Genomic DNA, 24205 nt, shown 5'->3' on the forward strand with positions numbered 1-24205 from the left:
TCCCCGAAAGGCGGATTTGTCAACATATAGTAAGTTTATACGTCATTTCGAGTGTATATGGTGGTTCACGGGCGGCCGCGTGTATAGATGGGGTCTGTCCCCGAAGCCCGGTCCTGGAACATGTCGGTGGGATTTCTGGTGGTTGATGGGGACTGACCCCGTTTATTTTTTGGGGGGATTGGGATAATAAGGTTATCTTGATGGAGAGTTGGGTGAGATGATGGAATATAATCAGGGTTATATGCCTGGTGAGGTGGTCTATGTGATCATCCGGAATCCGCATGTGCAAGGGGTGGCCAATGTGCAGGAGGCTGCCGTCGTGACTGATCCGGAAAATGGAAATGAACTGGCGTTGTTTTTGTATGATACATACTATCCCTTGACGGAAGAAGTGGCGGTGTACCGCTCGGAACAGGAAGCAGAACATGCATACCAGGCTGCGTTTGGTACCGAGGATTCGGAGGGGTTGCATGGTTAAACCTTTTGTCCCGCAGTTGGTATATGTGGAACCGAAGGCCATGGAGTATCCCCTTGGCCGCGAACTTGTCGATAAATTTAACGGGATGGGGATCGAAATCCGGGAAACGACCTCCCATAATCAGGTCCGCAATTTGCCGGGTGAAAACGATTTTCAGAAGTACCGCAATGCAAAATCCACCCTCGTTGTAGGGATAAGAAAGACACTGAAATTTGATACCTCCAAGCCTTCTGCTGAATATGCGATTCCGTTCGCGACGGGGTGCATGGGGCACTGCCATTATTGTTACTTGCAAACGACGATGGGCAGCAAGCCGTACATCCGGACTTATGTCAACACCGAGGAAATTTTTGACGCAGCGGAAAAATACATGCGTGACCGGGCTCCTGAATTTACGCGATTCGAGGCTTCCTGTACTTCGGATATCGTCGGGATTGATCACCTGACCCACACGTTGAAACGGGCAATCGAGTATTTTGGAAAATCGACTTACGGGAAACTTCGCTTTGTGACCAAGTTTGCCCATGTCGATCACCTTCTGGATGCCGAACATAACGGCAGGACCAGGTTCCGATTCAGTATCAATGATGATTATGTAATCAAGTACTTTGAACCGGGGACCTCAAGACTTGCCGAGCGGATCGGAGCAGCGGTCAAAGTGGCAGAGGCCGGTTATCCGCTCGGTTTTATCGTTGCGCCGATTTACTTGCATGAAGGCTGGCAGGAAGGCTATCCGGAAATGCTGGAAAGGCTGGCAGATGCACTTCCATCTTCCGCAAAAAAAGATCTGACATTCGAACTGATCCAGCATCGGTTTACGCAGCCGGCTAAACGGGTCATTGAAAAAAATTACCCGATGACCAAACTGGAGTTGGACGAATCAAAGCGAAAATGGAAATGGGGCAGGTATGGTATTGGCAAGTACGTCTATAAGGACGAGGAACAGGAAGAAATGAAAGATGTATTGAAGTCGACCATCCACAAGCTTTTTCCAAAGGCAACAATCGAATATTTCACATGATCGTGGCTTGTTTGACATTATGGTCCATTCATGTTTTAGTGAAAGTAGTTAAATATTTTGGAAGTCCACTAGGGGCGCCTGTAAGGCTGAGATAAGGAATAACCTTGGTCCCTTAGAACCTGAACTGGTTAGTACCAGCGTAGGAAAGTGGAGACGGGATACGTATATCTATGGATAAACCTTACCAAGATTGTATAAACCGCTCCAGTTTTCTGGAGCGGTTTTTTTGCGTTCCGGGAACTGTGCGGCTGACTGCACACTATTTCTCCGATATGGACTCCCCTCCATTTCCCAGAGGTTGCGGACTTCCTCCAAAAAAAGGAGGAGTTTTTACCATGACATTTTCCGAACAGTTGAGAAAACAGGCAGATGAAGTTTTCAAAGGAATCCTGCAGCATCCTTTTATAAGGGGAATAGCCGCAGGAACTGTACCAAAGCAGGCTTTGATTCACTATGTAAAAGCAGATTATGAATATTTGTCTGCATTCAACCGAATATACGGCCTGGCGATTTCGAAGTGTGAGGACAGGTCCGACATGGTTTTTTTCCAGGAACAAATCGGGTTCGTCCTCAACAATGAAATTCATCCGCATGAAAATTTTTGCAGGGTGGCAGGGGTGAACTATGAAGAACTGCAAGGAAGCCCGCTTCCGCCCACAGCAGATCACTATGTCGCCCACATGAGCAAAGCCGCCTACAGCGGAACGATGGGTGAAACCCTGGCAGCATTGCTTCCATGTCCATGGACTTATCTGGAAATCGGTTTGGCATTGAAGGAAGAAAAACAGCCTGACAATTCCCATCCGTTTTATGAATGGATTTCTTTTTATGCAGACGGAGAAATTGCAGAAGTCACTCATGAATTATGCAGGAAAATCGACCGCTGGGCAGCCAATGCCAGTGAACGGGAGAAACAAAAAGCGGCCCAGGCCTTTTTGAAAAGCTGCCTGTTGGAATACAACTTTTGGGAAATGGCCTATACACAGGAAACATGGCCATTCTCTGTGCTTACCAACCAACAGATCCAGCTGTTGCATTAAAACCTGAAAAAAGGGGGGAACCGCATGATTGCAAGTGCTTTGACCATTGCCGGAACAGATCCAACTGGCGGAGCCGGCATACAGGCAGATTTGAAAAGTTTCCAGGAAAGAGAAGTTTACGGGATGAGTGTGGTCACCTCTGTAGTGGCCCAAAACACCATGGGAGTCAAGGATGTCCAGCATTTGTCAGTCGATTTTATCGAAAAACAGCTGGATGCCGTATTTGAGGATATCACTCCCGATGCGGTAAAAACGGGAATGATTGCTACGAGCGATATGATGGAACTGATAGCAGATAAATTGATAAAACAACAGTCTCCATATGTAATCGACCCGGTCATGGTGGCCAAGAGCGGTCACGCTCTGATGGAAGAGAAATCAAGACAGACGGTCAGGGATAAATTGATTCCTTTGGCTGCTATTGCGACGCCGAACATTCCGGAAGCGGAAATGCTGGTCGAGTTTCCGATAAGAAATCTTTCAGATGCCAAGCGGGCAGCCAAGCTGATTGTGGAAGAGCTTGGAGCCGGAGCTGCAGTTGTGAAAGGTGGACATTTATCGGGAGAAGCTATTGATGTTTTATATGACAAACAGGAATATCATTTGTTTCAGTCGCCAAGGGTGGATACCAAGCATACCCATGGAACGGGCTGTACATTTTCTGCGGTCATCGCATCCGAGCTGGCAAAAGGAAGAACAATATACGAAGCGGTTTCGACAGGCAAGGAATTCATCACCGCAGCGATTCATCATACCTTGGGAATCGGCAAGGGTAACGGTCCGACCAACCATTGGGGTTACCGGATACACGGGCTTCCCGGCCTGAAGGAAGGAGTGGAGTCCAATGAATGAGAATACCAGTTTACTAACGAACGTGAGAGATAGGCAACCGTTGATCCACAATATCACCAACCAAGTCGTCACCAATTTCACGGCAAATGGGCTGCTGGCCATGGGGGCTTCCCCCGTCATGGCCAATGCGGAAGAAGAAGTCGCTGACATGGCAGCAATAGCCGACGCGCTAGTATTGAATATCGGCACGCTGACTGCATCGCAGGTAAATGCGATGATCAAGGCAGGACAGGCAGCAAATCAAAAGGGGATTCCAGTCGTGTTTGATCCAGTAGGAGTCGGAGCAACCTCCTATCGTAACATGATAGCCTTGAGAATCCTGGAAGAAATCGATGTATCATTGATTCGTGCCAATGCAGGGGAAATTGCTTTTCTGGCCGGGGCAGATGCAGAAATGAAAGGTGTTGACTCAGCTTTTCAAGGTGATGCCCGGAAGATAGCAGTTGAGGCCGCGAAGCAGCTGGAAACAGCTGTGGTGCTTACTGGAGAACAAGACATCATCACGGATGGAGAAACTATATATGTAAGCAGGAATGGCCATCAATTGCAGACGAAAATTACCGGGGCAGGATGCCTGCTCAGTTCAGTGATTGCTGCCTTTTTAGCAGTGGGAAGAGAAAAACTGCCAGTCGCTGGAGCTGCTGTCAGCTATTATGGGGCAGCTGCCGAAATGGCCGCTTCCATGAGTGATGGACCGGGCAGTTTTCAGCGAGCATTTCTTGATTGCCTGTATCGGTTGGATGAGAAAGGGTGGCTGGAAAAAATGCAGTTGAAACAGGTGGATGGATAACGGATGCTCTTACGTCAGTCTTTACAAGTCTACTTTATCATGGGAAGTAATAATTGCACCGGAAATCCGTTAGCCGTTTTGGAGCAGGCGTTAGCCGGCGGCATAACCATGTTTCAGTTTAGGGAAAAGGGCCGGGGGGCAAAGACCGGTATAGATAAACAATTGCTGGCTTTGCAAATGAAAGAGTTGTGCCATCGACACCATGTCCCATTTATTGTGAACGATGATGTGGATTTGGCCATCGACGTGGGCGCGGACGGAATACATGTAGGTCAGGAAGATGAACCGATTGACTCTGTCCGACGCCGTTGTCCAGGCCACTTTATTGTCGGAGTATCGGCAACCAATGTGAGAGAAGCCCATGAAGCCGACTCCGCAGGGGCAGACTATATTGGTGCCGGACCAGTTTTTGCTACTGCCACCAAACACGATGCCAAGGCACCTATCGGTATAGAAGGCTTGTCCCGGATTAGAAGGTTGATCGGCAACACACCGCTTGTAGCAATAGGCGGCATTCATGAAAAAAATGCAGAAGAGGTGATCATGGCCGGGGCGGACGGTATATCGGTCATTTCGGCAATCAGCAGAGCGGAGAATTCCTTGACAGCAGCACAGCAGTTAAAACTCCGGACGACTGTAACCGAATAGGGTTCTGTGTGAAAAAAGCATGATGCCACTGCAAAGGCTGCTTTTTCCCATCCAAAGCAGAGGGTTATTCATTTCGTAAATTGGCGTTTGATGATAAACTGAAGGGTAGTGAAGTTGCCGACAGTGGCAGCATGTAGTGAAGGAGGGTGCGAAAATGCGCTTGCAGGACAAAAAGGTCATTGCACTCGTTGCCCATGATTTCGAAGATCTGGAACTGTGGTATCCGATTCTTCGTCTTCAGGAAGAAGGAGCGACCGTGCATTTAGTCGGGGAAAAAGCCGGCGAAAAATACATTGGAAAATATGGAGTCCCTGCGATCTCGGATTATGCCTATGCTGATATAAAAGCAGAAGATTACGATGCAATCCTCGTTCCGGGAGGATGGGCGCCAGATAAAATCCGTCGCTTCCCAGAAGTATTGGAAATGCTTCGGCACATGGATCATTATGAAAAGCCGATCGGTCAGATATGCCATGCCGGCTGGGTGTTAATTTCCGCAGATATTGTCAGGGGAAGAAACGTCACCAGTACGCCTGGCATCAAGGATGATATGACAAATGCGGGCGGTAATTGGCAGGACTTACCGGTAGTTGTAGATGGACATATCGTTTCAAGCCGCCGTCCGCCGGATTTGCCTCCATATATGAAGGAGTTTGCTGATTTACTTGCCGATTCCTGATAGAAAGCGGGCTGTACAAGTTGTTGTGCAGTCTTTTTTCATCTTCTTGAATTTTCCTGAGCCGGTGGATTTACGGTGAAACCTGTGACTGAACGGAAGGGAGGTTAACGTCATAGATATTGTCATTTGGATTTTAATTGCAGCTAGTTTTCTACTAAGTTTTGCCGGAATTATTTTCCCGTTGATTCCGGCTCCCCTAATGCTCTGGATCGGCTTTTTGCTGTACTTTTTCTTTATGGACGGAGAATTATCGATACTGTTTTGGATTGCCATGGTGGTACTAACAGTCATCCTGATTGTATCGGACATCATTGCCAATAGCTATTTCGTGAAAAAATATGGCGGTTCCAAGTGGGGAGAAAGAATTGCAGCTGTTGGAGTAATTGTCGGTTCCTTTATCATTCCGCCGTTCGGAATCATCATCGTTCCGTTTGTCGCCGTGTTCTTGACGGAAATCATCCAACAGAAAACGACTGAACAGGCATGGAGGGCTTCGCTAGGTTCTTTGATGGGATTTCTCGGAGGAGCCGCAGCCAAAGTCGTCATTCAGTTAATCATGATTATTTGGTTCTTTTTTGCTATTTGATAAAAAGCAGCCTTTTATCGCCGGCTCGGCGGGAGGCTGCTTTTTATCATCGTTATACTTCTGTCTCCCTCGAGGTCTAAGCTTGCCAGGAGCACCGAGGCGTCCCGTGCATTTTAGACATAACGGGATTTCTGTAGACGATAATCCAATACATAGTTGCCAAAAGGGATGAAAGCTACCAGCAGGGAGCCGAACAGCCACTTGAACGCCCAGCGGATTTTAATTGTCGTATAGGCTATGACCAGCAGGTAGACGACAAAGAAAAAACCGTGAAGGGAGCCGACCAGGGTGACTACCTCCGGGAAGCCTGCTATGTATTTCAATGGCATGGCGATAAACAAAAGGACGACAAGAGAAGTTCCTTCGATCATGCCGAATATCCGGAACAGTCGAATTGGGGAGTTCAACATGCGATACCTCCATTCCAAACATGTTTTCTTCTTTAGTATAATAGATAAAAGGATGCTAAACTATAGATTGCCGAATGTTCTGCATAATTTCATCAAAACAGAGGAGAGAATACGTTGAAAAATATATTGCCGTTGATCCTGCCGACTTTTTTGATCGTTTTTGGGGTCACTAGCTATCTGACCACCGAGTTGGCGGCGGGAGCACTTATCATCTTGTTGATTGGCATGATCGTATTTTTAGTCGAGTTACGATACATAAGAAAAGGCAGGCCGAGGTATCGGACAGCTATTACGTTATGGACAGCGGGTATTGTTTATTTAATGTTCGTCGTTGTGGAACAATACCTCTATGGAAAAGTGTTTAATTATTTCTTTGCGACCGTTCTCGCAATAGGTGCAGGCGTTATTGTCAATGTATTGATGCGGGACGGAAATGGGAATTAGATGACAGAAAGGAGAATCGACCATGATTGCACGAGTACTGACGGTTGCTGGATCTGCGGCACAAGGCAGTGCGGGTATCCAGGCCGACTTGAAAACATTTCAGGAACGGGACGTCTATGGCATGGCTGCCATTACAGCCATTGTCGCCAACAATCCCGTCACCAGTGAAGGAATGTTCACCAATTCGCTGGAAGCGATAGAAGCGCAGTTTTATACAGCAGTTAAAAATGTCGGAGTGGATGGTGTGAAAACCGGTATGTTGTTTACGAAAGAGATCATCAGTCTGGTTGTCCGACTCCTTGAAAAAAATGCCCCCGCAAGTTTGGTGGTGGACCCCGTCATGATCGGTAAAATGGGGTCGCAGCTTTTAAAAGATGACGCAATTGAAGAAATGAGGGAGAGGCTGTTTCCGCTTGCTACCGTTATCACCCCTAACTTGCATGAAGCGGAAAGAATAATGGAGAGCGGTCCGATTACCAGTAAAGAAGAGATGAAACATGCTGCAAAATCGCTCCACCGCTTTGGGGCGGATTATGTCATCATCAAAGGTGGTGCTCTACCGGAAGATGCAGTCGATATCCTGTATGATGGAAATGGATTTATGGAGTGGGAGCAGCCGCGCATCGATACCATTCATACGAGTGGAGCAGGCTGCAGTTTCTCGGCAGCGATTGCCGCAGAACTGGCCAAGGGAGCTGCTGTGGAGCAGGCGGTGAACATAGCCAAGGCTTATGTCACTGCTGCGATCGAGCATGCCCTCGATTTTGGCAAAGGAATAGGGTCCACTTATCACGCAGCATATCGAAAACACCGGCCCCGATAATTGTCATTCTGTGTTTCAGAGTATTTATACTGCAGGCGTTAGCCGGGGCCGCGCAAAATCCGACACACGATAAGTCGTTAAATGAAAAGTTCCTTTTCTTAGAATTAGTGCATTTTACAATGAAACCTTTTAAGCTGCAGTTATGTTCTAAGGTTAGGAAAGATAAGGGTGTGCTAATGGCTATGACCCCCTTTTTACAATCTTAAACAAACGTTTGACCGACTATTCTCGGAATCTAGCTATTTTTTTGTCCAGTGGAAGGAAATAGTAATTTTATTGAAACCTCTGGAAAGGCGAATACGTACAAGAAGGAAGAACGGATTACAAATGGAGGTGTCCAGTAAGTGGCAGCAGAGCCAGCAATGAAATTAATCGACTTAAAGAAAGATATCGGTAAAAAGCAAATAATCAAAGGGTTGACGTTTGATATAAACCCAGGTGAAGTATTCGGTTTTCTTGGGCCGAATGGAGCCGGGAAAACGACGACAATCCGGATGATGGTCGGGCTGATGAAAATTAGCGAAGGGGATGTGGTGATCAAAGGAAGTAGTATCAAATCCAACTACAAGGATGCTATTCGACATGTGGGAGCAATCGTGGAAAATCCAGAAATGTATCCCTTCATGAGCGGTTGGAAAAACCTTCTCCACTACGCAAGAATGATGTCTGGCATCACCGAGGAGCGGATCAAGGAGGTTGTTTCCCTAGTAGGATTGGAGAAGGCGATCCATGAAAAGGCCGGTAGGTACTCCCTTGGGATGCGTCAACGGTTGGGGATCGCCCAAGCCTTGTTGCATCGACCGTCGGTTTTGATTCTTGATGAACCAACCAACGGACTCGACCCGCATGGCATTAGAGAAATACGTCAATACATCCGGAGTTTGGCGGAAAAAGAAAACGTGGCTGTCATTGTCTCCAGTCACCTGCTTTCCGAGATAGAAATGATGTGCGACCGTATTGGTATTATTAAGAATGGGGAACTTGTCGCAATTGAAACAGTCAAAGGACTGACAAAAACAGACGAAGATCTGATACATATTGAAGCTGTGCCGCTTGACCGGGCAAACGAGCTTCTGCGCCAGACGTTACAGCTCGAACCAACCGTGGAAGAGGAGAATATAAAATTGACAGTAAAACGGGAGGAAATTCCGAGTATTGTAAAATGTCTGGTAGAAGGGCAAGTGGATGTATTCGGTGTACAAGTGCAACGCTCGACACTTGAAGATAAATTTTTAGATGTGATTGGGGAGAATGCGATTGAGTAATTTTTTCAAGCTCGTCTATAACGAGCAAGTGAAACTTTATGCCAGAAAGTCTACCTGGATCATGTTCGGAATCCTTGCGGCTATCATACTGGGTGTGGCCATTCTCGGTAAAACGGTAGGAAATGTGGACGAAGCGCAGTATGGCGATGACTGGCGTCAGCAATTGGAACAGGAAAACGCCGAAATTGCCGAGGGAAGCAGTGAGGAAGAGGTCGCCAATCATTGGGGTATACAGGAAAACAACTACTATTTGGATAATGACATTAAACCTTTAGAGTATGACGCGTGGCAGTTTGTGGTGGAAAATGTGATGTTGTCCGCTCTGTTGAGTCTCTTTACCATCATCGTAGCTGCAGGGATCATTGCCCATGAGTTTCGATGGGGAACCGTCAAGCTATTGTTGATCCGGCCGGTTGCCCGGACTAAAATCTTGTTTGCTAAATATGCATCCGTTTTGTTGTTTGCCTTTACATCGCTTGTGTTTTTGCTTGTGTTTTCCTGGATAACAGGGGCGATATTTTTCGGGGTCAATGGCGCGAATCCTTTGCTGGTGATCCAAAACCAAAATGAATATACGCAAATCGCTGCTTGGGCAGAGATGGGCCGTTCCTATGGATTGCAATTGATCAACCTGGTGATGATGGCCACTTTTGCATTCATGATTTCTTCGATTTTCCGAAACAGCGGTTTGGCAATCGGCTTTGCGATTTTCCTGATGATGGCCGGGAATTCCATCATAGGCTTTTTCATGCAATACGATTGGGCCAAATATATTTTATTCGCAAACACAAACTTGGAACAGTATTTTAGAGGAACACCACTGATCGAAGGCATGACATTGTCGTTTTCAATTGGTGTCCTGATTGTTTACTATGTTATTTTCATGGTCCTGTCCTGGTTGTTTTTCACAAAACGGGACGTAGCGGGACATTAAAGAATTCAAAAAGAGGAGGAAATGGAGATGAAACGAACAGCAGAAATTGCACTTGGGGTTATCGGAGCTATCCTGTATGCTCTTTTCACATTCTTCGGAATAGTATTGATGACTTTGAAAGGTAACGATGAATTTATTCAGGAAATGGAAAATGCGTTTGCGGAGCAGGGAATGGATAATATGGGGAGCATCTCTGAGATGATTTCCGGCGGAAGCTGGTACTTGATCATCGTTTCGCTGGTGGCAATTATTCTGGGAATTGTAGCCCTCGTATTTTTGAAGGGAAATAAAAAGCCTAAAGCCGCAGGAATCATATTGATTATCACCGCTGTCTTATCTTTCGTTTTGTTTATGGGAATGAGTCTGATTCCGGCGGTGTTGTACTTGATCGCTGGTATTATGGCCTTGGTAAGGAAGCCCAAAACCCCGATAACAGCCTGAACGGTCGTTGTAGGACAAAGACAAGCGACTGGGAAAAAAGCATCGTAACCAATAAAAACCGAACGATTTATAAAATTCGTTCGGTTTAGCTTTTGTCCCGCTCTGTTTGTTTCTGCTTGGGATTCGCTTATTTCAGTTTGTATAAGTCAGTCCTACGGTCACTGTATATCGGAATCGTAGCCCTGATTTTCTCTACTTCGTTCAAATCAACGGTTCCCGTCAATATCGTTTCCTCCTGTCCTGCCTCGCCAAGAATTTCACCCCATGGATCGATAATCATCGAATTACCGCCAAACTCGTTATTCGGATCAGATCCTGCGCGATTGCAGGCAACCACAAAGCATTGATTTTCGATAGCCCGGCTGATAAGGAGAGCACGCCAATGATCAATACGCTGCTTCGGCCATTCAGCGACGACATAGAGAACCTTTGTGTCATCCAGCATGTGCGTTCGGATCCATTCAGGGAAACGGATATCATAACAAATAACTGCTGCGCTCTTCTGGTTTTCTAATATAAACGTTCCGTCACTGTTACCTTCTATTAAATATTTTTCTTCATCCATCAAACGGAACAGATGAGCTTTGCTATATTGCTTGATAACATTTCCTGTGCGGGCAACAACTATCAAGGTATTGCTTGTTGCTTCCCCGACCCTGTTGGCTACCGAGCCTGCTATCATATTAATGTCCAGTTCCTTTGCCAATCTGCTCAGAAATGCAATCGTCACATTGGCGCCTTCATCCGCTATTTCATCGAGCCGTGTCAGGTCATACCCGGTTGTCCAAAGCTCGGGGAGCAGGATGGTATCCGGCGCGCTTTTTTCCACCGCTTCCCTAATCAGTTTTTCCGCATGCCGGAAATTGGTTTGCGGATCACCGAAAGCGATATCCATTTGGATTAGTGCATAGGTCTGCTTCATGATTGGGTCCCCTTTCTTATTATGAATACGGAGTCGCATTCACCAGCCACTCTTCCAGCTGTTGAATGCCGGCTGTCACCTGTTGCGCGTCCGTTATATGCATGAAATGAATCGACTCTCCCGGGGCTGTAGCAGCAGCGGCAATCGTTTCTACTGCATTCTTCCGTTCCGGATCGATCCTTAAATCGGACAAGCTGACTGGCAATCCCAGCTCCCGATAATGCGGAAGGAGTCTTTTGATTTCCTCCGGTCGTCCTTCTAACGCTAATTGAACCAGGATACCATAGGCAACTTTGTCACCGTGAAGAATCGAGTGGGTTTCCGGCAAATGGGTCAATCCATTGTGGATGGAATGAGCCCCGGAGATGCGGCCGTATTGGTCACCGAAGCCTCCCACCATTCCTCCAGCCATAATGATTGTTTCAACAGTCCGTTTAAATGAATCAGTGATTGTACCTGCCTCGAGTGCCTTCAGTGCTTCTCTACCTTCTCTAAGCAAAGTATCCCGACAAAGACGGGCAGCCTGCAACGCGATTTCCAATGGAACCTCCTTTGTCGGAAGATCACGTGTCAGTACATCTGCCTCATACCATTTGGCGATAGTATCCCCTATGCCCGCCCGCAAAAAGGATGACGGCGACTCGATCAGTATGTTCGGCTCGACAAGAACCAGCCAGGTGCTTCGGGGAAAAACGGTGTACTCCTCGAAGTTCCCCTCCAAGTCATAAAATACACTAAGCGGTGTCCAGGCTGCGCAGTTCGATGCCAAGGTCGGAATCAAGATCACCGGCAGTCCTGTTCGGCTTCCGGCCGCTTTTGCCAAATCCAAAATCTTACCCCCGCCTATTCCGATAATGAACTCGGAACTCTCTTCAAGCGCTGTCTTGCCAATTCGATCCGCTTCTTCATGTGTACAATCATTTTGATAGGATATGTAAGTCATCGGTACTCCGGGATCGACAAAGTGACGCTTCGCTGCTTCCCACGATTTTTCGCCATGCAGCAGCAGCCCGCGAGAAAATCGCTGTTCCGCGATTTTTTCAGGAAGTAATTCCAGTACCCCTTGATAGCAATGATAGATGGCAGGAGCGCCTTGAACTTGGATTGAACTCAATGTAAGCACCTCGTTTTCTAGTAAAATAACATCCATGCATTTCCGTAAAAAAACCCCTTCCACCAAAGGAAGAGGTTGCGTGTCGGCTCTTCCTCTTATCTTGCAGAATTGTTGCAGGATTTAGCACCGTGTGAGTCTGTTCACCGGTTGCCGGGCTTCGCAGGGCCATTCCCTCCACCTTCTCTTGATAAGAGTTTAAGATTCACTATAATTGCTTGCATTATCCCACCATGAATATTTTCTGTCAAGAAACTAACTGGATGGACGGCTTTACAAATTCCAAGTTAGTAGCTATGATTAGATACTATAATTTTATCGATCTATCGGGAGCGTGACACACTGTGAAAAATTTTGAGCAATCAGACTTACTGAACAGACTGCCCGACCAGTTCTTTGCCAATCTGGTGACAAAGGTGAAAGGCTTGGTTGACAAGGGGCACGATGTGATCAATTTGGGACAGGGGAACCCGGATTTGCCGACACCTGATGCCATTGTAAAAGAATTGCAGGCAGCAACGGAAAATCCGGCTTATCATAAATATTCGCCATTTCGTGGCTTTTCGTTTTTAAAGCAGGCAGCGGCAGAATTTTATAAACGAGAATACCAAGTGAACCTTGATCCAGAATCGGAGGTCGCTGTCTTATTCGGTGCAAAAACAGGACTGGTGGAATTAAGTCAATGCTTGCTTAATCCAGGGGATCTCGCATTGCTCCCTGATCCAGGCTACCCGGATTACATGTCCGGAATCGCTCTGGCGAATGCGGAAACACATTTAATGCCATTGGTGAAAAGCAATGCATTTCTTCCAGATTATCAATCGATAGATACGGAAATTTGGGAGAGAGCCAAACTGCTGTTTTTGAATTATCCTAATAACCCGACTTCTGCTGTCGCCGACAAGTCGTTCTTTGATGAAACGATTGCAATGGCAAATAGACATAACGTGTGTGTCGTCCACGATTTTGCTTACGGGGCACTTGGCTTTGATGGCGAGAAACCGCAAAGCTTTCTTCAATCCGAGGGTTCCAAGGAAGTTGGTGTGGAGATTTATACGCTTTCCAAAACTTATAATATGGCAGGTTGGAGAGTGGCTTTTGCAGTCGGAAACCGTTCGGTAATCGAAAGTATCAACCTGTTGCAGGATCACATGTATGTCAGTTTGTTCGGTGGAATCCAGCATGCTGCTGCCAAAGCGTTGACTGGCGATCAGACTGCAGTTGCCGAACTGGTGCAAACCTATCAAAATAGAAGAGATCGATTTATGGAACGATTAAATCAAATCGGTTGGAAGGTAGAAAAGCCGAAAGGGACCTTCTTCGCATGGCTGCCGGTTCCGGTTGGCTTTACTTCTGAATCATTTGCCGATTTATTATTGGAAAAAGCCCATGTTGCTGTGGCACCGGGAAACGGGTTCGGAAAAAGCGGCGAAGGCTATATACGTGTCGGTCTACTGGACAGGGAAGAACGTTTAGAGGAAGCCGCCGACCGGATAGCTGCTTTGAATCTGTTTGATAAGTAGAGAAATAAAAAGGAGGCCGGGACATTCACTCCGGCAAGGTACTTCACTTTCCGCGGGCACGGCTTGAGCTAACTTGGCAAAGAATACCGCTTTGCCAAGTGGATCTTCAGCTCGCGCTCATCCCGCAGGAGTCTATGTACCTTGCCTCCGTTGAATGAAGTTGGTTTCTCCTCTGACGAGAATTCCGTCTTTCTTTTACGCTGTTGATTCGCAACCTACAATTCTCAAGAATATCGAACCTGCCCTTTCTAATTTTTCGTCTTCATCACTGTTTGGAAACCTATCAGTCAATAGAAGAATACGTTTCTCTATTCTATTCCTCTTGTCTTGATCACAAGGAAATCAGACAGCGAAAATGTAGCGAAAGTAAGATACGGAGACTCCAACGGGAACAGCACGAGCTGAAAATCCCGCAAGAAAGCGGTTGGTGCTTTCTGAGGAAGTGGAAGCCGTGCCCGTGGAAGGCGTAGTATCTTGCCGTAGCGATACGAAACACGCATCAAACAACAGGAAAAAAGAAGTTTATCGAAGTCACAAGCAAAAACCGAACGGACATTTCCAATTCGCCCGGTTTTTGCTTTGGTGCCATACTATTGTCCCAGCTTTTTCGTCAGCTGACGGCACACCGATTAGGGCCGGCTTCCATCTCCTGCTGCTGCTTTGGTTCAGGATGGACGAGTCCTAAATTGGCCTGACGTATTTCCTGATAGCTGTTTGGTTGTGGCGGCAGGTTTTCTGTAACCAATTCGATAAACCGCTTTTGTGGAGAAATATTCAATCGCTGATTGTTTGTGTATAACGCTTGTAATGTACTTTGAACTTTGCCGTCCTCAGTCAATTCATTAGTGCTGCTAAAATGCGTCGGCAATACAACCATTCTTTGAGATAAAGAAGGAAAGCGATCATATAACGTAGCATGCAAGTATTTCGCCCACTCGTCTGCCTTTCCAGCTAAATCCGGGCGGCCTATCGATTGGACAAACAGGGTATCCCCCGTCAGTAAATATTCCTGGTCCACGATAAAGCTTGTACTTCCATAAGTGTGACCCGGAGAAGCTAAGACGGTAACGGCTCGCTGATTGTCTCCCAGGGCGATTGTCATGCCGTCTTGAAGGGGGGTATAGGAAAACGAAGCACCTTCGTCATCTGCTTGCGGGAACCAATAGGAAGCCCCCGTCTCTGCGGCCAACTTCCTTCCTCCTGACAGATGATCTGCATGGAGATGGGTGTCGGCCACATGCTTGATCGAGCATTCATGCTTGTCGGCAAAGGTTTGGTAAACCTCGGTGAATCGACTCGGATCAATTACCATCGCCTCGTTTCCGACCACTACCATGTACGATAGACAGCCTTTTCCCAGCCGGAGGAACTGGTAAATGCTTCCGCCGCTCGGAAGTGTTCCGGCCTTTACTGGTTCCAAGTGCTCTCCCCAGCCGGTTATGCCGCCGATCAAGTATGTAACGTTATCCATGCCTTCTCTTTGCAGAAGGGCTGTAGCTGTCTGGGCAGATATCCCTTTATAGCAAACGACATAGACCGGCCTGTCCAGAGGGAGTTGCTGTTTGGCTTCTGCGGGAGCTGCTTTTATTTCTGCCAGCGGTATGTTGATGTTTTCCACGTTCCTGCCTTCGATTTTCCAATCTTGATAATCTTCCCGTCTCCGGATATCCAAAATAAACAAATCTTCGTGTTGTAACACACGACTGGCGAGCTCTTTTACAGTCAATGGATCCATATTCCGATTCCTCCTCCTTTTTTTCAACTAGTATAACAAATCGCGATTCCAGTTGATAATATATATGCAAGTACCCCCGATTGATTGTAAAGAAACGAAAAAAGCCATCCCGTCTCCGATCATATGGGATGGCTGCTCTCGAGATTCAATAATAGGGCACAGCCCGAAGCTAGCTGAAAAAAGGTGATAGAGTGCTTTCAGTTTATCTGATGAACTTTAACCAACTATCACGGAAAAATGCCTATAGGATTTTGGTGGAACCAGACTAATATCAGCGAAGGAAATGCACGTAGACTCCTTGAAAATACAAAACAATTTTCTTCGTGCGATGCATCGCTGCCGCAGTCTTCCTTGGGACTGCGATTACTCGTCCCACCGAAAACACCTGTCCTGCGGGAGGAAAGGCCTAGGGGAGACCCCGGAGAGCGCTAGCTCGAGGAGGCTCACCAGCCGCCCGCGGAAAGCGTAGTGTATTTCCGGAGCGCAGGATGGAGAACCAATGTAAGAAGTCTGACGAAGTCTAAAATAAATTATCATAGCTGATAAAAGTCTTTTGTGTTGGCAAGTAGCTGGTGATAAACCGAGTCAATCGGGAGTCGTTTCAATTCGGCGATCTTGGCAACGCTGGCATGGATCATCTTCGGATGCGTCATCATGCCAAGGAAAGGTCCTTCAAATGGCCATGGACCATCCGTTTCCACCATCAATGAAGTCAAGGGGATTTTCTGAATCAATTGCTGTATTTCCGATTCATACAAACAATCTGGCGTCACGGAAAGCATATATCCATTTCCGACTATCCGTCGGACCGTGCCATTGTCACCTTTAAACCAGTGAAAATGGGCTTGGCGGATCGAATGCTTTTCCAATAGTTCACATGCCACCGGGGCATCTTCATATACAGCGTGTAAGATTACTGGTTTATTCAAGCGTGCTGCATGGATGATCATCGTTTCCAACAATTCTATATAGGCTTCGTTGCTTATCGACGGATCCTCTTTGCGCGTGTAGTAGGGCAAGCCGACTTCCCCTACAGCTTTCATGTCCGTGTGATGACTCTCCATAAAGTCTAGCAGTTCACTTAGTTCTTCGACAGTCGGCAGCTTCTGTTCCGGGTGGTACCCAAAGGCAGGATGGATACGCTTGTCGGTTTGGGCAAGCTGCCATGTCTTTTTAGCCGAAGAAAGGTGGTTGGATACTGCAATCAATCCCTCTGCATGGTGCTCGTCCAGGTCCTGTACCAACTGTCGCTGTAGCACTTCAGGATACATGTCAAGGTGTATATGGGCATCGATAATCGACTTCATGTCATCACCCGCAGTTCCTGATAAATGGTTTTTTTCCATTCTAAAAAATCCTGTGACAAAACCACGGATTCCTTGCGCGGACGCGGAAAAGGAATCGTGAAATCAGCCTTTACTTGGGCAGGACCGCTGGATAAGACAATGATCCGGTCGGAAAGAAATAGTGCTTCTTCGATGTTGTGGGTGACAAACAGGATGGAGCGTCGGTGCTCCTCCCACATGGAAAGCAGCCACTGCTGCATGTCCAGTCGGGTAAATTCATCCAATGCCGAAAAGGGCTCATCCAGGCACATTAACGGTTGGGGACTCAGCATGCTGCGTATGAAGGCTGCCCGTTGCTTCATACCGCCCGAAAGTTGATCGGGATAAGCCTCCTCGTATCCGGACAGTCCGGCTTTGGCCATCATACTGATTGCTTCCTCCCTGTTTTTCTCCCCGAGGAGTTCTCCGCCTAGCATGACGTTCTCCAGGACAGTGCGCCATGGCAGCAAGGAAGGAGACTGCGGCATGTAACTGATTGCCCCTCTTTTTCCATTCACGCGCTTGCCATCCAAATAAATGTCGCCACTGTCCGGTTCCAGTAATCCGCCTATTAAATGAAACAAGGTGCTTTTGCCGCTTCCGGAAGGACCGACAATCGAGACAAATTCGGCATCGGAAACGGACAAGGAAAGGTTCTCCAATACGTGCCTGCCGCTGAAGGATTTGGAAACATCGATAATTGATAAATCAGCCATGCTGTTCAACCCCTTTCTTTTTCCAGCGGATGACGCGTTTCTCGATGGTGATGATGACAATGAAGAATAGTAGGCACAACACCATGATAAAGAAAATCGCTACAAAAACCCTATCGGTCCTAAAAGACGAAGAAGCAAGTGTCATATACACGCCGATTCCTTGTTGGGCACCGAGCCACTCGGATATCACAGCCCCCATCACACTGTATGTAGCTGAAATCTTCAGTCCGGAAAACAGCGAAGGAAGGGAGGTGGGCCATTCCAGCTTCCAAAAAATTTGCCGTTTGTCTGCACCAGCCATTTTTAAATAATGGAGCAGGTCCGGACTTGTTTGACGGAAACCATCCAATGTAGCTACGGCAATCGGAAAAAAACAGACCAACGTAATGATGATTAGCTTTGGAAGGATGCCGAACCCGAACCAGATGACCAACAGGGGTGCAAGCACAATGATCGGGATATTTTGTGAGAGAATCATCAATGGATAAATGGTTTGTCTCAGCTTAGGCAGCAAATGCAGACAGACAGCTGCTGCAATCCCGATACTCGTTCCAATCAAAAATCCAAGCAGGGTGAGCTGGATGGTCGAAAACAAATGCAGCTTGTAATCCTCCCAGCCGGCAACCGCCTCCATCCAGATTTGCGAAGGTGCCGGCAGCAGCCAAGAGGGAATTTCCGCCACTCTGCCCGCCACCTCCCAAACCAGCAGTAAAAGAAGGATGGCTGCAACCGGCCGCCAACCTGTCTTTATTCGTTTCATTAGCGGTATTTCTCCGTCAGTTTTTCCATGGAGGCGCCATTTGGCTGGTAAAGAACTTTTATTTGGGAAATCACGTTGGTGCTGCCCAGTTCGATCATCCTTCTGTTCATTTTTTCGATAACGGCAAACAACTCGCTCAAATTTCCTTCCATCGTCGTTTCCAGCGGGTTTACCTGATAGCGAACCCCGGATTCTTCGATCACCGCGATTGCTTCATCTACATAAGGAATGACATCTTCTCCGTTTTTTGTTTTTGGGATGATTTGAATACTTACCAGTGAATCACTCATTGTTTTTCTTCTCCCCCGTCAGGTAAAAATTCGTTCGTGAAGGCTTTTTCTGCTTTTAACTCATGTTCAAGCAAGCCATTGTCATACATCCAGCCGGCATAATTTTCCCAGACTTGCTGTTGTTGTTCACCCCATCGTGGGGCATCATCCTGGTATTTAGGAGACAACCACTGCTGACTCGCTTTGACCAGTTCGGCGTCCAAATCGGGAACTGCGTCGATGAGAATGTCGGCGGCTTCATCTGGCTGGTCCGCTGCAAACTGATAACCTTTGGAAGCGGCAGCAACAAAGGCCTCGACTGTCTCCGGATCATCGGCGATTTTCTGCTCACTAGTCGTGAGCACGGGTGTATAGTAGTCCAGTTTTTCGGAGTAGTCGGTCAAGTACTGCATGTTCAACTCTTTCCCGCGAAGCTCTGCTTCGATACCTGTCCAGCCATAGTAAATCCAGGCGAAGTCGATGTCACGCTCGACTGCTGTAAAGAAGTCGGTATCCCCCATATTGACGATACTTACTTTTTCTACGTCGGCTTTTTCCTGTTTCATCAGGGAGTCGATGACCGCTTTTTCCACGGGAGCCCCCCAGCCGCCATAAGTTTTTCCTTCAAAATCTTTTGGCGAAGTGATCCCTTTTTCTTTTGGTGAAGCAAAACCGGAAGTATTGTGCTGAATAATGGCTGCAATTGAAACGATCGGTATATCTTGTACCCTTGCTTCTGTCAAGGCTTCCTGGGCTCCAATTCCAAAATCGGCTTTTCCGGATGCGACCAATTGATCAGCCCCGGCCTCTCCTGGCATCAGAATTTCCACTTCGAGCCCTTCATCTTTGAAATATCCCTTTTCCTTTGCGGCATAAATGCCAGTATGGTTCGTATTAGGCGTCCAGTCCAACACGAGGGACACTTTCTTCAATGCGTCCTTTTCTTCGGTGCCGGCATTTTCCTTGCTGCAGCCGGCTGCCAACAACAGAAGCAGGGCGGCAAGTAAGATTGATAACTTTTTCATCCTATTTCCTCCTAGCGATTAATGATGAAGCACTTAAACAATGCAGGACTGAAATAGGGAACAGGAACCGCGTGAAATATCATGATGTAAGCATGCGGTTCTGTGAAGGCAAGCCGTTAAAGGGCAATAAAAAAATGCACCATAGGCCATACCCAGGGTGCATATTATCGCATACTACCGTTCAAATATGTTCCCTACGCTGGTGTCAGCCAGATCAGGTTCCAAGGGTCAGTATCTTGACGGATACAATCTCAACCAGCAGTAACTGGTCCCCCTACATGAAAGTGATTCATTCAATTGTCTTGATTACATTATAACCTTGCCACAGCCTGCCGATTTTTTCAAGGACTAGTTTTCCTTGGTATCTTGCCGCTTCTTTTTTTTGATTGTCTTTCGTGTAATGAAAATACCAGCTGACACCAGAGCGGCAAGCACCAGTAGAACTGGAAGATTGCCGAATAGGAACACGATCAATCCGGAAAAGAAGGAAAGGAGAAAATCGATGCTTTTGATAAATTGTTCTTTTGTTTTTTGCCAGGTGGTGGTTTCTCCACCGCTGCCGGAAATCCGTACATCGTTTTCCTGAAGACTGATGTCGACAGTGGCCAAGTCGGTTTTATTTTCCAAATAATTGATTCTTCCGGTGATCGTCTCGATTTCTTCTTGTACGCCGGCCAAGTCTTCGGATATTTGCAGCAGATCCTCGGTTTTCTTCGCTTCCTCCATAAAGGCCATCAACCGTTCTTCGACAGCCTTCTTGGACTTTAGGCGGGATTGAAGATCGACGTACTCTTCGGTGACATCCTGTCCGGAAACATTGTTTTCCAGTACTTTGCTGCTGCCCTCTTCGACAAAATCGATGAACGGCTGGAACTGCTCCTGAGGTACTCTTGCGGTGATATGCCCCTCTGTAAGGTCATCCTCGGGGTTTTGGTACGTACTCGACTCTACGATATAACCGCCGGCTTCGCTTACCTTTGATTGAATGGTTTCGAGAGTCTGTTGGTAATTACTTACTTCAATCCGTAGATTTGCATGGTAAATCACTTTCCGGTTTGCTTGCTTTGCTTTGCCGACAGCCGATTCCTCTTCCTGTTGTACTTCCCCTTCTTCTCCCGCGCTATCCTCTGCCGCCTTGTTTTCGCTTAGAACTGCAGAGTCTTGACTGCTTTCTGTTCCAGCGCTGTCCATCTCCACGGGCATGTCGGCATTTTCTGGTGAGTCGTTGCTGCATGCTGCCAACAGCAGGAGTAAACAGACCGCAAGTGAATGGAAGTGCCACTTTTTCATATTTTGACCACCCTTTAGTTTTTTAGGTAGACGTCGGGCAGCCGTGAAGGTTACAACTGACTTTCTTTTTTGCATGGATATTTGCATGGATATGAATGAATATGTATAAAATGCTGCATGTGCGAAAAGGAAGGAAGCTATAGGCGATTGTTTCGCCCGGGGTATGGAAATGGGCGGTGGGCAGGAATCACAACTGTGTACGCCCATCATACATTACATTATAAATAAGCGGCATGGGATGTTCTCACTAAAAAAACAGGAGTACCAGTAGGATATCAACAGGATAATCCACTTTTTCTTTAAAAAAATGAAATTTAACGGTTGAATTAATATACTTAATAGTGCATAATAATTCATACAAACCAAACATGCTCAGTCTATTAATAGATTACAAGCAGAAGGGGAGCGTTAATCAAATGAAAAAAGATAAGATTGTGTTGGCATACTCAGGTGGTCTTGATACTTCTGTCGCTATCAAATGGCTTCAGGATAAATATAATTTTGACGTGATTGCTGTCGCGTTGGATGTGGGGGAAGGGAAGGATTTGGACTTTGTGAAAAATAAAGCCCTCGATGTTGGAGCAGTCAAATCATATGTGGTGGACGCCAAATCGCTCTTTGCGGATGAATATGTACTTCCGGCCTTGCAAGCCAACCTATTGTACGAAAACAAATACCCTTTGATTTCGGCATTGTCCAGACCCTTGATCGCCAAGGTTCTTGTAGGAATCGCCGAAAAGGAGGGTGCGGTAGCTGTAGCACATGGCTGTACGGGAAAAGGGAACGATCAAGTGAGATTCGATGTGGCATTTACTGCCTTGAATCCAGATCTGGAAATTGTCGCTCCAGTGCGTGAATGGGCAATGTCGAGGGATGAGGAAATTGCCTATGCTGAAGAAAATGGGATTCCGGTTCCGGTCGATCTCGATAATCCCTACAGTGTCGATCAGAACCTGTGGGGAAGAAGCAATGAATGCGGCATTTTGGAAGACCCATGGGCGGAAGCTCCCAAAGGCGCTTACGATTTAACAACAGATCCGGTCGATGCGCCCGACACACCTCAGGTCGTCCAAATCACCTTTGAACAAGGGAAGCCAGTATCGCTTGATGGTGAAGCGATGGAATTTTCCAAACTTATACTTGCATTGAACCAGATCGCCGGGAAGCATGGTGTCGGACGGATCGACCACGTCGAGAACCGTTTGGTCGGGATCAAATCACGGGAAATCTATGAGGCTCCAGCCGCACTGACATTGATTGCAGCCCATCAAGAGTTGGAAGCACTGACGCTTCCTCGCGAGGTGGCTCAGTTCAAGCCGACGGTAGAGCAAAAGTTGGCTCAGACGGTATATGATGGGCTGTGGTATTCTCCGTTGACAAAGGCCTTGCAGGCGTTCATTGAACAAACCCAGACCCAGGTGTCGGGAACAGTCAAGGTCAAGCTGTACAAAGGTCACGCACAAGTCATCGGCCGGGAATCGGCACAGTCGCTTTATGATTTTGATTTGGCAACCTATAAACCGGAGGACTCTTTCGATCACGAAGCTGCTCTTGGTTTCATCAAGCTGTGGGGGCTTCCTACAAAGGTCCATGCCGCAGTCAATCGGACCAATACGGTAGCAGATGATTCCATTGAAAATGTTGTCGTCGATGTGAAGGAAGCTGTTAAACAATGAAACTATGGGGCGGACGGTTCACCAAGCCGACTAATGAGTTAGTCGATGAATATACAGCATCCATTCATTTTGACCAAAAGCTGGCAGTCCATGATATACAAGGGAGCCTTGCCCATGTGGAAATGTTGAAGGTTTGCGGCATCCTGTCTGAAGAAGATGCGGGTGACATCACAGATGGATTGAAAGCCGTAGGAAGCAAGATAACAGCTGGAGAGGCTGTGCTAAGTGAAGAGAACGAAGATATTCATATGAATATAGAAAAATTGCTTATTGATGAAATAGGCCCTGTAGGAGGGAAGCTCCATACTGGCCGGAGCCGGAATGATCAAGTCGCTTTGGATATGCGATTGTATTTGCGGGAAGCATTGCTGACGATCAGCCAGTTACTGTTGGATGTGCAAAAGGCGCTGCACAAACAGGCCGGGGACAATCTGGAAACGGTGCTCCCAGGGTACACCCATTTACAGCGTGCCCAGCCCGTCCTGTTTGCCCATCATATGATGGCATATGTTTACATGTTCCAACGGGATATCGAACGCTTATCCGATAGCTGGAAGCGGGTTAATCAGTCACCGCTTGGCGCAGGTGCACTGGCCGGGACAACATTTCCGATCGATCGGCAATATGTAGCCGACAAGCTCGGTTTTGAAGGGATTTGTGAAAACAGCCTAGATGCGGTAAGCGATCGGGATTTTGTCGTCGAGTTTTTGGCCAATGCCTCTCTCGTTTCCACGCATTTGTCCAGACTTTGTGAGGAGCTCGTGCAATGGTCTAGTGCCGAATTCAATTTTATCGAGTTGGACGATGCATTTTGTACAGGAAGCAGTATGATGCCGCAGAAGAAAAACCCCGATGTTGCCGAGCTTGTCCGGGGGAAAACGGGTAGAGTGTACGGACACTTGATGGCCATGCTGACGACGCTGAAAGGACTGCCGCTAGCTTATAACAAAGATATGCAGGAGGATAAGGAAGGGATGTTCGATTCGGTTGAGACCTTGAAAGGAGCGCTTGCCTTGTTTGCCCCGATGGTTGAAACCATGGAAGTAAAGGCTGACAACATGTATGAAGCCGTGGCAAAGGATTACTCCAATGCGACGGACTTGGCAGATTATTTAGTGGGCAAGGGCATGGCATTCCGGGAATCACATGCCGTTGTCGGGCAGGCTGTATTGTACGGTATAAACCACCAAAAATTTTTAATGGATTTATCCCTTGAGGAATTCCGGCAGTTCTCTTCCTTGATCGAGGGAGACATTTACGAGGTGCTGACGCCAAAGGCTGTAGTCAATGCCAGAGATGTAGCCGGAGGTACTGCACAAAACCGGGTAGAGGAACAAATAGCTTCTGCCAATCAACTTTTCCAAATGAGTGTGGAATGGATTGAACAACATAAACAATTGATCGGCTGCGAATAATTTATTTTCATAATAAGGATGGGAACG

At 47.1% G+C, this 24205-nt stretch carries 26 protein-coding genes and 3 riboswitches; of the genes, 16 read left to right on the forward strand and 10 right to left on the reverse strand.

Translation table 11 applies throughout. The features are described from left to right. Positions 1-220 precede the first annotated feature (220 nt). The 8 genes from F6X55_RS17440 (at position 221) to F6X55_RS17475 (ending at position 6094) form a co-directional block, all read left to right on the forward strand. Positions 221-478: a transcriptional regulator SplA domain-containing protein gene (locus tag F6X55_RS17440; RefSeq protein ID WP_153465208.1), complete on the forward strand. Its 258-nt coding sequence runs from the start codon at positions 221-223 to the stop codon at positions 476-478. Further along, positions 471-1499: a spore photoproduct lyase gene (gene splB / locus F6X55_RS17445; protein ID WP_026571451.1), complete on the forward strand. Its 1029-nt coding sequence runs from the start codon at positions 471-473 to the stop codon at positions 1497-1499. Before F6X55_RS17440 ends, splB begins: the two co-directional genes overlap by 8 nt. Positions 1500-1559: 60 nt before the next feature. Further along, positions 1560-1662: riboswitch (TPP riboswitch) on the forward strand. 172 nt (positions 1663-1834) lie between these two features. After that, positions 1835-2539, forward strand: a complete 705-nt coding sequence (tenA, locus tag F6X55_RS17450; protein ID WP_153464980.1) for a thiaminase II — start codon at positions 1835-1837, stop codon at positions 2537-2539. A gap of 24 nt (positions 2540-2563) precedes the next feature. After that, positions 2564-3391: a bifunctional hydroxymethylpyrimidine kinase/phosphomethylpyrimidine kinase gene (gene thiD / locus F6X55_RS17455; protein WP_153464982.1), complete on the forward strand. Its 828-nt coding sequence runs from the start codon at positions 2564-2566 to the stop codon at positions 3389-3391. Beyond that, positions 3384-4181 (forward strand): hydroxyethylthiazole kinase, encoded by a 798-nt coding sequence (gene thiM, locus F6X55_RS17460; protein ID WP_153464984.1) that lies wholly within the window; start codon positions 3384-3386, stop codon positions 4179-4181. The genes thiD (F6X55_RS17455) and thiM overlap by 8 nt, the downstream gene beginning before the upstream one ends. Positions 4182-4184: 3 nt before the next feature. Next, complete coding sequence (gene thiE, locus F6X55_RS17465; RefSeq protein WP_153464986.1) at positions 4185-4829, forward strand: thiamine phosphate synthase; 645 nt, start codon at positions 4185-4187, stop codon at positions 4827-4829. 154 nt (positions 4830-4983) lie between these two features. Then, positions 4984-5508 (forward strand): type 1 glutamine amidotransferase domain-containing protein, encoded by a 525-nt coding sequence (locus F6X55_RS17470; protein ID WP_026571446.1) that lies wholly within the window; start codon positions 4984-4986, stop codon positions 5506-5508. 112 nt (positions 5509-5620) lie between these two features. Continuing rightward, positions 5621-6094: a DUF456 domain-containing protein gene (locus F6X55_RS17475; RefSeq protein WP_026571445.1), complete on the forward strand. Its 474-nt coding sequence runs from the start codon at positions 5621-5623 to the stop codon at positions 6092-6094. A 113-nt stretch (positions 6095-6207) separates the two neighbouring features. On the opposite strand, the gene F6X55_RS17480 is transcribed toward F6X55_RS17475, so the two are convergent. After that, positions 6208-6504 carry a DUF3817 domain-containing protein gene (locus tag F6X55_RS17480; RefSeq protein ID WP_026571444.1) on the reverse strand — a complete coding sequence of 99 codons (297 nt, stop codon included), beginning with the start codon at positions 6502-6504 and terminating at the stop codon, positions 6208-6210. A 114-nt stretch (positions 6505-6618) separates the two neighbouring features. Between F6X55_RS17480 and F6X55_RS17485 the strand changes: the two genes are divergently transcribed. The 5 genes from F6X55_RS17485 (at position 6619) to F6X55_RS17505 (ending at position 10411) form a co-directional block, all read left to right on the forward strand. Beyond that, the gene (locus F6X55_RS17485) at positions 6619-6948 is read left to right on the forward strand and encodes a hypothetical protein (RefSeq protein WP_026571443.1); all 330 of its coding nucleotides are present in this window, start codon (positions 6619-6621) and stop codon (positions 6946-6948) included. 22 nt (positions 6949-6970) lie between these two features. Further along, entirely contained in the window at positions 6971-7771 is an 801-nt protein-coding gene (gene thiD / locus F6X55_RS17490; protein WP_153464988.1) for a bifunctional hydroxymethylpyrimidine kinase/phosphomethylpyrimidine kinase, read from the forward strand. Positions 7772-8133: 362 nt separating this feature from the next. Further along, positions 8134-9036, forward strand: coding sequence for an ABC transporter ATP-binding protein (locus tag F6X55_RS17495; RefSeq protein ID WP_153465210.1), 903 nt, complete (start codon positions 8134-8136; stop codon positions 9034-9036). After that, positions 9023-9970, forward strand: coding sequence for an ABC transporter permease (locus F6X55_RS17500; RefSeq protein ID WP_337189844.1), 948 nt, complete (start codon positions 9023-9025; stop codon positions 9968-9970). The genes F6X55_RS17495 and F6X55_RS17500 overlap by 14 nt, the downstream gene beginning before the upstream one ends. Positions 9971-9997: 27 nt before the next feature. Next, positions 9998-10411 carry a DUF4064 domain-containing protein gene (locus tag F6X55_RS17505; protein WP_026571439.1) on the forward strand — a complete coding sequence of 138 codons (414 nt, stop codon included), beginning with the start codon at positions 9998-10000 and terminating at the stop codon, positions 10409-10411. A 127-nt stretch (positions 10412-10538) separates the two neighbouring features. Here F6X55_RS17505 and F6X55_RS17510 read toward each other — a convergent pair whose 3' ends face one another. Beyond that, a complete protein-coding gene (locus tag F6X55_RS17510) occupies positions 10539-11333 on the reverse strand; it encodes a carbon-nitrogen family hydrolase (protein WP_153464990.1) in 795 nt (264 codons plus the stop codon). A gap of 19 nt (positions 11334-11352) precedes the next feature. After that, positions 11353-12456, reverse strand: a complete 1104-nt coding sequence (locus F6X55_RS17515) for an iron-containing alcohol dehydrogenase family protein (protein WP_419866472.1) — start codon at positions 12454-12456, stop codon at positions 11353-11355. Between the two features lie 83 nt (positions 12457-12539). Then, a riboswitch (SAM riboswitch) is annotated at positions 12540-12641 on the reverse strand. 147 nt (positions 12642-12788) lie between these two features. On the opposite strand from F6X55_RS17515, the gene F6X55_RS17520 reads away from it, so the two are divergent. Then, positions 12789-13967, forward strand: a complete 1179-nt coding sequence (locus F6X55_RS17520; protein WP_153464994.1) for a pyridoxal phosphate-dependent aminotransferase — start codon at positions 12789-12791, stop codon at positions 13965-13967. A 610-nt stretch (positions 13968-14577) separates the two neighbouring features. Here the strand turns inward: F6X55_RS17520 and F6X55_RS17525 are convergent. From F6X55_RS17525 to F6X55_RS17555, 7 genes are all read right to left on the reverse strand, one after another. Continuing rightward, positions 14578-15702, reverse strand: a complete 1125-nt coding sequence (locus tag F6X55_RS17525) for an MBL fold metallo-hydrolase (RefSeq protein WP_153464998.1) — start codon at positions 15700-15702, stop codon at positions 14578-14580. Between the two features lie 533 nt (positions 15703-16235). Continuing rightward, on the reverse strand, positions 16236-17048 hold the full coding sequence (locus F6X55_RS17530) for a TatD family hydrolase (RefSeq protein ID WP_237648704.1): 813 nt from the start codon (positions 17046-17048) through the stop codon (positions 16236-16238). Continuing rightward, positions 17006-17743, reverse strand: coding sequence for an ABC transporter ATP-binding protein (locus F6X55_RS17535; RefSeq protein ID WP_153465000.1), 738 nt, complete (start codon positions 17741-17743; stop codon positions 17006-17008). The genes F6X55_RS17530 and F6X55_RS17535 overlap by 43 nt, the downstream gene beginning before the upstream one ends. Then, positions 17736-18503: an ABC transporter permease gene (locus F6X55_RS17540; RefSeq protein WP_026571432.1), complete on the reverse strand. Its 768-nt coding sequence runs from the start codon at positions 18501-18503 to the stop codon at positions 17736-17738. The genes F6X55_RS17535 and F6X55_RS17540 overlap by 8 nt, the downstream gene beginning before the upstream one ends. Next, a complete protein-coding gene (locus F6X55_RS17545) occupies positions 18503-18793 on the reverse strand; it encodes a thiamine-binding protein (RefSeq protein WP_026571431.1) in 291 nt (96 codons plus the stop codon). The genes F6X55_RS17540 and F6X55_RS17545 overlap by 1 nt, the downstream gene beginning before the upstream one ends. After that, positions 18790-19797: an ABC transporter substrate-binding protein gene (locus F6X55_RS17550; protein ID WP_153465002.1), complete on the reverse strand. Its 1008-nt coding sequence runs from the start codon at positions 19795-19797 to the stop codon at positions 18790-18792. Before F6X55_RS17550 ends, F6X55_RS17545 begins: the two co-directional genes overlap by 4 nt. A 174-nt stretch (positions 19798-19971) precedes the next feature. After that, positions 19972-20083: riboswitch (TPP riboswitch) on the reverse strand. A 62-nt stretch (positions 20084-20145) separates the two neighbouring features. Then, entirely contained in the window at positions 20146-21087 is a 942-nt protein-coding gene (locus F6X55_RS17555) for a DUF4349 domain-containing protein (protein WP_161993111.1), read from the reverse strand. A gap of 416 nt (positions 21088-21503) precedes the next feature. Between F6X55_RS17555 and F6X55_RS17560 the strand changes: the two genes are divergently transcribed. Further along, the gene (locus F6X55_RS17560; RefSeq protein WP_026770928.1) at positions 21504-22763 is read left to right on the forward strand and encodes an argininosuccinate synthase; all 1260 of its coding nucleotides are present in this window, start codon (positions 21504-21506) and stop codon (positions 22761-22763) included. Further along, on the forward strand, positions 22760-24178 hold the full coding sequence (gene argH, locus F6X55_RS17565; protein WP_153465007.1) for an argininosuccinate lyase: 1419 nt from the start codon (positions 22760-22762) through the stop codon (positions 24176-24178). Before F6X55_RS17560 ends, argH begins: the two co-directional genes overlap by 4 nt. Positions 24179-24205 lie beyond the last annotated feature (27 nt).

The organism is Sediminibacillus terrae (genome assembly GCF_009602435.1).
GTDB lineage: Bacteria > Bacillota > Bacilli > Bacillales > Amphibacillaceae > Sediminibacillus > Sediminibacillus terrae.

Bases quoted from the DNA above. Each gene is read 5' to 3' on its own strand.
- F6X55_RS17440 (WP_153465208.1), top strand. From the start codon at position 221: ATGGAATATAATCAGGGTTATATGCCTGGTGAGGTGGTCTATGTGATC.
- splB (WP_026571451.1), top strand. From the start codon at position 471: ATGGTTAAACCTTTTGTCCCGCAGTTGGTATATGTGGAACCGAAGGCC.
- tenA (WP_153464980.1), top strand. From the start codon at position 1,835: ATGACATTTTCCGAACAGTTGAGAAAACAGGCAGATGAAGTTTTCAAA.
- thiD (WP_153464982.1), top strand. From the start codon at position 2,564: ATGATTGCAAGTGCTTTGACCATTGCCGGAACAGATCCAACTGGCGGA.
- thiM (WP_153464984.1), top strand. From the start codon at position 3,384: ATGAATGAGAATACCAGTTTACTAACGAACGTGAGAGATAGGCAACCG.
- thiE (WP_153464986.1), top strand. From the start codon at position 4,185: ATGCTCTTACGTCAGTCTTTACAAGTCTACTTTATCATGGGAAGTAAT.
- F6X55_RS17470 (WP_026571446.1), top strand. From the start codon at position 4,984: ATGCGCTTGCAGGACAAAAAGGTCATTGCACTCGTTGCCCATGATTTC.
- F6X55_RS17480 (WP_026571444.1), bottom strand. From the start codon at position 6,504: ATGTTGAACTCCCCAATTCGACTGTTCCGGATATTCGGCATGATCGAA.
- thiD (WP_153464988.1), top strand. From the start codon at position 6,971: ATGATTGCACGAGTACTGACGGTTGCTGGATCTGCGGCACAAGGCAGT.
- F6X55_RS17495 (WP_153465210.1), top strand. From the start codon at position 8,134: ATGAAATTAATCGACTTAAAGAAAGATATCGGTAAAAAGCAAATAATC.
- F6X55_RS17500 (WP_337189844.1), top strand. From the start codon at position 9,023: ATGCGATTGAGTAATTTTTTCAAGCTCGTCTATAACGAGCAAGTGAAA.
- F6X55_RS17505 (WP_026571439.1), top strand. From the start codon at position 9,998: ATGAAACGAACAGCAGAAATTGCACTTGGGGTTATCGGAGCTATCCTG.
- F6X55_RS17510 (WP_153464990.1), bottom strand. From the start codon at position 11,333: ATGAAGCAGACCTATGCACTAATCCAAATGGATATCGCTTTCGGTGAT.
- F6X55_RS17525 (WP_153464998.1), bottom strand. From the start codon at position 15,702: ATGGATCCATTGACTGTAAAAGAGCTCGCCAGTCGTGTGTTACAACAC.
- F6X55_RS17530 (WP_237648704.1), bottom strand. From the start codon at position 17,048: ATGGAAAAAAACCATTTATCAGGAACTGCGGGTGATGACATGAAGTCG.
- F6X55_RS17535 (WP_153465000.1), bottom strand. From the start codon at position 17,743: ATGGCTGATTTATCAATTATCGATGTTTCCAAATCCTTCAGCGGCAGG.
- F6X55_RS17540 (WP_026571432.1), bottom strand. From the start codon at position 18,503: ATGAAACGAATAAAGACAGGTTGGCGGCCGGTTGCAGCCATCCTTCTT.
- F6X55_RS17545 (WP_026571431.1), bottom strand. From the start codon at position 18,793: ATGAGTGATTCACTGGTAAGTATTCAAATCATCCCAAAAACAAAAAAC.
- F6X55_RS17550 (WP_153465002.1), bottom strand. From the start codon at position 19,797: ATGAAAAAGTTATCAATCTTACTTGCCGCCCTGCTTCTGTTGTTGGCA.
- F6X55_RS17555 (WP_161993111.1), bottom strand. From the start codon at position 21,087: ATGAAAAAGTGGCACTTCCATTCACTTGCGGTCTGTTTACTCCTGCTG.
- F6X55_RS17560 (WP_026770928.1), top strand. From the start codon at position 21,504: ATGAAAAAAGATAAGATTGTGTTGGCATACTCAGGTGGTCTTGATACT.
- argH (WP_153465007.1), top strand. From the start codon at position 22,760: ATGAAACTATGGGGCGGACGGTTCACCAAGCCGACTAATGAGTTAGTC.